This is a genomic window from Terribacillus saccharophilus, from assembly GCF_002272745.1.
GTDB classification, from domain to species: domain Bacteria; phylum Bacillota; class Bacilli; order Bacillales; family Amphibacillaceae; genus Terribacillus; species Terribacillus saccharophilus_B.
This window is the reverse complement of record NZ_NPBD01000016.1, coordinates 89,241-98,051: the sequence shown is the minus strand read 5'-3', so window position 1 is coordinate 98,051 and position 8,811 is coordinate 89,241. Positions and strand designations below refer to the sequence as shown.

The window sequence follows — 8,811 nt, the reverse complement described above, 5'->3', positions numbered from 1 at the left end:
TAGGAAAGTCGTCCATTTGGACGGCTTTTTTTATTTTTTTTAGGCATAGGAGTAAATCTCCTATGCCTTTTTTGTTTATTCTTTAGCCTATCGGGAAACAGTTTAGATAAAAGTCTTTTGGTAGGAGGATACGAATGGAGGATAGACATACATATAAACGCAGAAATATCCTGTCTGGATTTTTGTTCGGTGTCGGTTTGGTTGCTTTTATTGATGAAGCTGTCTTTCATCAGCTTTTGCATTGGCATCATTTTTACGATTTATCCTCTTCAACTTGGGGGCTTGTATCCGATGGTTTCTTCCATGCGCTGAGTTGGTTTGCGACGGTTGGAGGTTTGTTCCTTTTTGCTGATCTTCGCAGACGCAGAGGTCTGATTCCGCTTAGATGGGGCGGTGCTGTTTTGTTAGGGTGCGGCGTTTTCCAGCTGTATGATGGCCTGATACAGCATAAATTGTTCCGCATTCACCAGATTCGTTACGGAGTGGATATCTTCTATTATGATCTGATATGGAATGGTATCGCTGTACTGTTGATTGCGGCGGGAATTTGGTGTATCCGTCGTTCAAGGAGGAAAGAGTATGTACGTTGATAAACTTGCTCTCTTTTTTGCCTTCTTCTGTATACTATTTTATCTGCTGGCAATGAGAACTTCTGCGAAGCGCTTCAAAGCCTGGCCGCTGCGCAAGTTGATGTTATTTGTTAGCGGTATTGTTATTGGTCTTCAGGCTGTGGCGGGACCAATTGCTATGCATGCACATCATAGTTTTGTTTATCATATGATCGGGCATCTGCTGCTTGGGATGCTTGCTCCCTTGCTACTCGTTTTATCGCAGCCTGTCACCTTGCTCCTGCGTGCGCTGCCGCAATCGGGAGGGAGGGCTGTCTCTCGGGTTTTTCGCAGCAGGTATGCATGTTTCTTAATTCATCCGATCACTGCAGCCGTATTAAATATCGGAGGGCTATGGCTTCTTTATACAACGCATCTATTTCATTACATGCATCAGTCATCCTGGGTTTCGATGCTGGTTCATTTGCATATATTTGCTGCGGGTTATTTGTTCGCGCTGGCTATGCTGTATACAGACCCAGTTTCGTACCGGAAAAGCTATCTTTACCGGGTGATTGTTTTTGTATTTGCCCTTGCAGGACACGGCATACTGTCGAAGTTTTTATACGCGAATCCACCTATGGGTATAGCTGCTGCAGATGCACAGCAGGGTGCAGTGTTAATGTACTACGGCGGTGATTTGATCGATCTAACTATAATTGTTATATTGTGCTGGCAATGGTATCAAGCTACTGCGCCTAAAACTTCATTATCTACTGCAAAAGCTGCCGAATAAGGCAGCTTTTTTCATGGTTGCTTGTATTTTGGTAAAAATAACGCTGTAACAGATTTACAAAGTGTCAAGACACCTGTAAACTTAATGTGTCAAATAATATATTATCGTAGAGGTGCTGGAATGGAGAGAACAGTAGCAGGTCAAAAAACAGGCAAACCGATTTCTGAGCGGAAACTGCTCGGTATTGTCGGAACAGGCTGGTTGTTTGATGCAATGGATGTTGGTATTTTATCTTTTATTATTACGGCGTTAACATTGGACTGGGGATTATCATCCCAGCAGGCAGGCTGGATAGGCAGTATCAATAGCATCGGGATGGCTGTAGGGGCATTTGTGTTTGGAATTATGGCAGACCGTGTAGGCCGGCGGACAGTCTTTATGATCACGATTTTGATTTTTTCTATTGCGAGCGGGTTGTCGGCTCTAGCTGCATCTTACCTTATTTTCGTTGTGCTGCGCTTCTTTATCGGTGCAGGGCTGGGCGGTGAGCTGCCAGTTGCGTCAACATTAGTATCGGAGTCTGTGGCGCCAGAAAGACGAGGGCGCATGGTCGTACTGCTGGAGAGCTTCTGGGCGGTCGGCTGGCTGCTAGCAGCCATTATTTCTTATTTCGTCATCCCAGATTACGGCTGGCGGATAGCTCTCTTACTGACAGCGATACCTGCGTTATTTGCAGTCTTTCTTCGTAAAAATCTGCCGGATTCACCGTCTTATACAAAACTGAAGAAAAAAACTTCAGTCATGGCTGGAATTCGTCAATTGCTTGCGAAAGGATTTGCTAAGCGCAGTGCGATGCTTTGGATTGTTTGGTTCTGTATTATGCTCAGCTATTATGGCATGTTTCTGTGGCTTCCGAGCGTGATGGTGGAGAAGGGGTTCGATATGGTCCGCAGTTTCGAGTACGTATTAATTATGACACTCGCGCAGCTGCCAGGTTACTTCTCTGCAGCTTGGCTAATTGAGAAGGTGGGCAGGAAGCCGATTTTAATCATTTATCTTATCGGTACAGCCATTAGTGCAGTTCTTTTCGGTAATGCAGAGTCAGCGGGTATGCTGCTTACGGCAGGAATGCTGCTGTCATTTTTCAATCTAGGGGCTTACGGTATTTTGTATGCTTACACTCCGGAACAGTATCCTACTGCTATCCGTGCAACTGGCTCTGGGATTGCTGCAACCGCAGGAAGAATCGGAGGTATTCTTGGACCATTACTGATCGGTTATCGTGGTTCATTGGGGATATCTGTCAGCACTGTTTTCCTTCTATTCTGTGTAACAGTTCTCATTGCTGCAGTAGCAGTGTGGTTGCTTGGGGAAGAAACGAAGGGTAAAACACTTGCTTGATGCGAGATTTCGGTCCTGTGTGGTAAAGTAGAGCAAGAGTAAGAAGGAGGTTAACGCTTTGTTTTCCATACAAGATTATACCGAGGCAGTCAGTGTCTCCTTGAGGAAGCATTCAGAGGATGTCATAAGTGAATTGAAGCAGATCTTCCAGCTGCCGTTCCTCCCGGAAGTAGAGAAAATTGCTTTTCGCATGTTCAAGGAGCCGATGGCTTTTGAACTGACAATCATGTATTATGCACTCGATGCAGACGGCAACGAACGTTATTATGATGAAATGGGCGATAAATACGCTGGAGGAAGTGAAGAAGTAGCAGAGGAGATCCCGTATTTCCAACTGCCTGATACAGCTACCGATGCATTTGAAGCTTTTCGTGAACTGCAGGAGGATGCTGTAGAAAAAGCGGATGAACAGGTGATGATTGCCTGGTTTGCTGACTGCTACAAGCGAGCTGGCGGAAATGCTTTTGCTCTAGAAGCGAGTGTCGGTTTTCACAACGACGTGAAGGCATACTTCTTAAAACAAGGTGCCTGGGCGGAAGATCGACACTGAATGAAAGTGCGTACCACGTGTACGTACTTTTTTTATTCAAAAAAAATTAACAGCTTCCTTTACAGGCTGTTAATTGCGCTACATATTTTTTCTTTGTTTTTCGTATTCGTTCAATAGATCATCAAGCTGCACGCTTGCGGTGACGACTGCATCGGATGTAAGTGGCATACGGCGGGACAGGCTTAGCATGTGGTTGCGCGTCTGTTCGATTTTTTCCAAAAGATTGTCTAAAGTAACCATTTTAACCTCCAGAATCTGATATACTATTTGTCGTTAAGAGTACCCTTTATTTTTTTATTTAAAACTTCATACTTTAAGAAAATATTAAAAATAAGAAAAAAACTGTTGCTGGCACACTATAAGGTTTGAAAAAAAGATATTTTTGTGAAAGTGAAACCTTTTCGGAACGTCATTCGTTACTAAGAAGCCGCAGTTAGGCGGGAGGATTCCATGGAGAACATCATAAAATATCATATAAAAAACGTCAAGAAGGGTGATCATGCGGCCTTCGAGGAAATCGTTTCCTTTTATCAGAACAAGGTGTACCATATCGTATACCGAATGGTCGGAGACAGCCACGAAGCGCAGGATATCGCCCAAGAGGCATTTATCCGTGCTTACACCAACATCCATTCTTTTGACGAGAATCGAAAATTCTCCACATGGCTTTACCGGATCGCAACGAACTTAAGCATCGACCGTTTGCGGAAGAAAAAGCCTGATTTTCATCTGGATGCCGAGGTGAAGGGGACAGAAGGATTGGATATGTATTCTCAGTTGGCTGCTGACCAGGCACTGCCTGAGGAAGAAGTCGAAAGCATGGAGCTGCAGAGTTATATCCATAAGGAAATATTGTCCCTCCCGCCAAAGTATCGCAGTGTTATCGTACTGCGGTTCCTGGATGATTTATCATTAGCGGAGATTGGCGAAATCCTGGACCTGCCGCTCGGGACAGTGAAGACGCGTATCCACCGTGGCAGAGAGCTACTACGGAAAAAATTGCGCCACGTATAAAGGGGGGTAACACATGAATTGCGAAGAAAGCCTTGCGCTTATGCATCTGTATCTGGATGGAGATGCTTCAGAGGAAGAAGCACAGCAGCTTCGAGAGCACCTGAAAACCTGCCCAGATTGTAACCAGCATTACCGAGAGCTCAAACAGACAGAAAGCCTGCTTAGCGGTGCTGCCTATGAGTTGAGTGCACCGGCCGGCTTCACCGCCAGTGTCATGGCGAATTTGCCGAAAGAAAAGAAGCGCGTCGGGTATATGAGATGGTTCCGTGCGCACCCTGTCATCACAGCTGCTGCGGTATTCTTCCTATTCATGTTCACAAGCGTATTATCTGCTTGGAATAGTGATAGCAGTGTAAGTGTATCGAAGCAAGAGGGTTTGATAGTAGAGAATGATCTCGTAATCGTACCGGAAGGCGTCACAGTCAAGGGGGACCTGGTCGTCGAAAATGGCGATTTGGATATCAAAGGTCAAGTGGATGGTGATGTTACGATCATCAATGGCGACCTCGTCGAGGATCCTGGTGCTAAAGTGAATATGGCTTCTGTTGATAATATATCAGGTGAATATCAGGAAATTGACCGGATTTTCGGCTGGGCTTGGTACCATCTAAAAGAATTGGTTACATTCTAATGTAAGAGTAAGTTGAGCTGCTTGTAGAAGGGCTCTTTTTTTTACCCTTAAATCATTGGCGGTACAAGCCCGTATTACGTTAAGATAACAGGGGACAGTAAGGTTAGATTACTCTCCTTGTTAGTAAGCGACTGCTTTAGGGGAACTATGCTATAATGTACGAAGAAATTCGAGCTATTCATATAAAAGGACGTGTATCCATGTTTGGGGGATTAAGTGAACTTTCTATATTATCCATACTGCGGATTATCGTGGACATTGCAGCAGTATGGTTCATTTTCTACAAAGTCTTAATGCTCATAAGGGGAACGAAAGCAATTCAGCTGTTGAAGGGGATCTTCATCGTTGTTATTATCGCTTTCTTGAGCAGTGAGCAGATACTCGACTTCCCGATGCTCGCCTTCTTGAGCTCGCAGGCGATTACATGGGGATTCGTAGCCATCGTCGTTTTGTTCCAGCCGGAGATCAGGCGTGCATTGGAGCAGCTCGGGCGAGGCAGCTTCTTCTCCCGAAACGTGCGATCGGAGGAAGAACAGACAAATAAGAACATAGAAGCGATTGTGAAGTCCTGTAATTACATGGCGAAGCGGCGGATTGGTGCGCTAATCACAATCGAGCGCGAAACAGGTATGGGAGATTATATTGAGACAGGAATTCCGGTGAATGGTCATTTGACATTCGAACTGCTCACGAATATCTTTGTCCCGAATACGCCATTGCATGACGGAGCTGTCATTCTGAAAGAAAACCAGATTGCAGCAGCTGCCTGCTATCTGCCGCTTTCTGAGAGTCCGTTCATTTCCAAGGAACTTGGGACGCGTCACCGGGCGGCTATGGGTATCAGTGAGGTGACGGATGCACTGACAATCATCGTTTCGGAGGAGACAGGATCAATTTCCTGTACGAAGAACGGGGAGTTGTTCCGTGATATCACACCGGATGCCTTGAAAGAGATCCTCGATAGAGAAGTAGGCGTACCAGCTTCCGGTTCCAAGGCGAGAAGATGGAGGGGTAAGAATGGATAAATGGCTGAAGAGTCCATGGACATTGCGTGTTGTATCGCTTGTGTTTGCTGTCCTTCTCTATGCCTATGTTAGTGCGGAATCGGACGTAGATAACCGTGCGGGTGAGGTTCCAATCACCAGCTCGGACGAAACAAACACAGTCGATGCACCTGTCGGCATCCGGATCGACGACTCCAAATATGTCGTCAGCGGTGTACCGGAGTATGTATCTATGCAGCTTGTTGGACCAGCAAGTGATGTAACGGCAGCAATACAGCAAAAGAACTACGAAGCTTATGTGGATCTGACAGATCTTAATACAGGAACGCATACAGTGAAGCTGCATTACGAAAATGTCTCGGACAACCTGCAGGTATATATGCAGCCAGCCTCAATTGAGGTGACAATTCAAGAAAAAGCTTCACAGCAATTTAACGTAAACGTAGGCTATACCAACGAAGATCAAATGGCATCAGGATTCCAAGTTGATAGCTCCACTGTGGAACCTCAGACGGTTTCAATCGTAAGTACACAGGAGGTCATTGACCAAATTGCCAGTGTACGTGCTTATGTGGATCTGACAGACATCGATGCTGATATTAATAGCAGAGAAGCGCCGGTGAAAGTATATGACGCCCAGGGCAATGAGCTCAGTGTGAATGTACAGCCGGAAACAGTCGAGGTTTCGGTGCAGGTAAGCAATCCGAGCAAGACAGTCCCAGTAGAAGTGAAAACAAAGGGGCAAGCGCCAAATGATGTGTCTGTTGCTGCGCTTACACCAGATAAGCAAGAAGTGACTATCTATGCACCGCAGGATACATTGGATGGTATCGATTCGGTCAGTACCGAAGAAATTGATTTGTCCAAGGTGACAGAGAACCAGACGATAGATGCGGATTTACAGCTGCCGGATAATGTACGCTCAGCAAGTGATGAACAGATATCAGTCGATATTGAGCTGGATGAAACGAGCGAGACGACAATCGAAAACGTTCCAGTTACAATCGAAGATCTGCCTGATGATCAGGAAGCGACCATTACAGATCCTCAGAATGAGCAGATTGATGTAACAGTAAGTGGAGCGCAGAGTGAAATCGAAGGCCTATCGGCAGACGATATTACGGCAGTGATTGATGGAAGCAGCTTGGAAGAAGGGGAGCAGACGGTTCAGATCGACGTATCAGGACCTCGGAATATCGAGCTTACCCCGAGCCAAGAGGAAGCCACAATAACTGTTCAGACCGCAGATAATGCAACGAGTGAAGAAGAGCAAGATACGAATACAGATACACAGACACAGTGACTGTGAGCCATGTGAAGGAGAGGTAACAATGGGAAAATATTTTGGAACGGACGGCGTCAGGGGGATTGCGAATGAGGAGCTCACCCCGGAGCTTGCCTTCAAGCTAGGCAGATATGGCGGCTATGTACTGACAAAGACAAGTGAAGATAGACCGAAAGTGATGATCGGCAGAGATACACGTATTTCCGGTGAAATGCTTGAAGGAGCACTTGTTGCAGGACTTCTGTCCATCGGAGCTGAGGTAATGCGCGTCGGTGTCGTCAGCACACCAGGTGTTGCTTATCTTACAAAGAATATGGGAGCAGCTGCAGGTATTATGATTTCTGCGTCCCATAACCCTGTACAGGATAACGGTATCAAGTTCTTCGGTCCAGACGGTTTCAAGCTTTCTGATGAGCAGGAAAACGAAATTGAGCAGCTGATTGATGCAGAGACAGATGAACTGCCTCGACCATCCGGAGCTGATTTAGGTCAGATCAATGACTATTTCGAAGGCGGTCAGAAATATATTCAATATTTGAAGCAGACAATCGACAATGATTTCGAAGGACTTCACATTGCAATCGACTGTGCTCATGGAGCAACTTCTTCCATTGCAACACACTTGTTTGCGGATCTGGAAGCGGATATCTCCTCCATCGGTACATCACCTGATGGATTAAACATCAATAAAAACGTCGGCTCTACACATCCAGAAACATTGCGTGATTTCCTTCTGGAAAAAGAAGCAGATGTCGGACTTGCCTTCGATGGTGATGGCGATAGATTAATCGCTATCGATGAAAAAGGACAAATTGTTGACGGTGACAAGATCATGTACATCTGTGCTAAATTCCTGAATGACCATGGACGTTTGCGTCATAACACGGTCGTATCCACGGTAATGAGCAATATCGGCTTCTACCGTGCATTGGATAAGCATGCTATCAAGAGCAACAAAACAGCTGTTGGTGACAGGTACGTGATGGAAGAAATGCGCCGTGGTGACTTTAATCTTGGTGGAGAGCAATCTGGTCACATCATCTTCTTGGATTACATGACAACTGGTGATGGAATGTTAGCAGCACTACAGCTGATCAATGTTATGAAAGAAACAGGTAAGAAGCTATCCGAGCTTGCGAGTGAAGTAGAGATTTTCCCGCAGATCCTAATAAATGTGCCGGTAACAGATAAGAAGGAAGCACTTGTGAACCAGCAGATCCTCGACTCTATTGCAGAAGTCGAGCAGGAGCTTGGTGATCAAGGACGCGTCCTTGTACGACCTTCTGGTACAGAATCGCTTGTACGGGTAATGGTAGAAGCGCCGACGAAGGAAGACTGCGAGAAACATGCAGACAAAGTAGTTGCTGTTATCAAGCAAGTACTAGGAACAAAATAAAACCAACGTATGCGCAGGGAACAGAACATGCTCTCTGCGCATACTTTATTTACATGCAAGAAAGAATTGACCAACTGGATTTCCTTCATGTAAAATGGAGGAGTTAGTCATTCAAGCAGGAAAGTGAGGATAGAGGTTACAACATTATAAAAGCGCCAGGACTTATCCCGAGCGGTGGGGTAAGTTGACGAGGTGGAGGTTTATCGAACCATTCGGCGGATGCCTCCCGATTGCACACATCTCAGT

The 8,811-nt window shown here is 45.6% G+C and carries 10 protein-coding genes; 9 read left to right on the top strand and 1 reads right to left on the bottom strand.

Annotation, left to right across the window (positions count from 1 at the left end; genetic code table 11):
- The first annotated feature begins 134 nt into the window (after positions 1-134).
- The 4 genes from CHH58_RS15895 to CHH58_RS15880 all read left to right on the top strand — a co-directional run bounded on the left by CHH58_RS15895 (position 135) and on the right by CHH58_RS15880 (position 3,235).
- Positions 135-590 (top strand): DUF2243 domain-containing protein, encoded by a 456-nt coding sequence (locus CHH58_RS15895; protein ID WP_095228350.1) that lies wholly within the window; start codon positions 135-137, stop codon positions 588-590.
- Positions 580-1,344 (top strand): cytochrome c oxidase assembly protein, encoded by a 765-nt coding sequence (locus CHH58_RS15890; protein ID WP_095262806.1) that lies wholly within the window; start codon positions 580-582, stop codon positions 1,342-1,344. Before CHH58_RS15895 ends, CHH58_RS15890 begins: the two co-directional genes overlap by 11 nt.
- Positions 1,345-1,464: 120 nt before the next feature.
- On the top strand, positions 1,465-2,685 hold the full coding sequence (locus tag CHH58_RS15885; RefSeq protein ID WP_095233710.1) for an MFS transporter: 1,221 nt from the start codon (positions 1,465-1,467) through the stop codon (positions 2,683-2,685).
- A 58-nt stretch (positions 2,686-2,743) separates the two neighbouring features.
- The gene (locus tag CHH58_RS15880) at positions 2,744-3,235 is read left to right on the top strand and encodes a hypothetical protein (RefSeq protein ID WP_095262805.1); all 492 of its coding nucleotides are present in this window, start codon (positions 2,744-2,746) and stop codon (positions 3,233-3,235) included.
- 78 nt (positions 3,236-3,313) lie between these two features.
- Here CHH58_RS15880 and CHH58_RS15875 read toward each other — a convergent pair whose 3' ends face one another.
- A complete protein-coding gene (locus tag CHH58_RS15875; RefSeq protein ID WP_095220469.1) occupies positions 3,314-3,475 on the bottom strand; it encodes an aspartyl-phosphate phosphatase Spo0E family protein in 162 nt (53 codons plus the stop codon).
- Between the two features lie 210 nt (positions 3,476-3,685).
- Here CHH58_RS15875 and sigW point away from each other — a divergent pair, with 210 nt between their 5' ends.
- The 5 genes from sigW to glmM all read left to right on the top strand — a co-directional run bounded on the left by sigW (position 3,686) and on the right by glmM (position 8,565).
- On the top strand, positions 3,686-4,249 hold the full coding sequence (sigW, locus tag CHH58_RS15870; protein ID WP_095220470.1) for an RNA polymerase sigma factor SigW: 564 nt from the start codon (positions 3,686-3,688) through the stop codon (positions 4,247-4,249).
- Between the two features lie 13 nt (positions 4,250-4,262).
- Positions 4,263-4,880 (top strand): anti-sigma factor family protein, encoded by a 618-nt coding sequence (locus CHH58_RS15865; protein WP_095228357.1) that lies wholly within the window; start codon positions 4,263-4,265, stop codon positions 4,878-4,880.
- 200 nt (positions 4,881-5,080) lie between these two features.
- Positions 5,081-5,905: a diadenylate cyclase CdaA gene (gene cdaA, locus CHH58_RS15860; protein WP_038565321.1), complete on the top strand. Its 825-nt coding sequence runs from the start codon at positions 5,081-5,083 to the stop codon at positions 5,903-5,905.
- Complete coding sequence (locus CHH58_RS15855; RefSeq protein ID WP_095262804.1) at positions 5,898-7,187, top strand: CdaR family protein; 1,290 nt, start codon at positions 5,898-5,900, stop codon at positions 7,185-7,187. The genes cdaA and CHH58_RS15855 overlap by 8 nt, the downstream gene beginning before the upstream one ends.
- Positions 7,188-7,215: 28 nt before the next feature.
- A complete protein-coding gene (gene glmM / locus CHH58_RS15850; protein ID WP_095228361.1) occupies positions 7,216-8,565 on the top strand; it encodes a phosphoglucosamine mutase in 1,350 nt (449 codons plus the stop codon).
- The last annotated feature ends 246 nt before the right edge of the window (positions 8,566-8,811 follow it).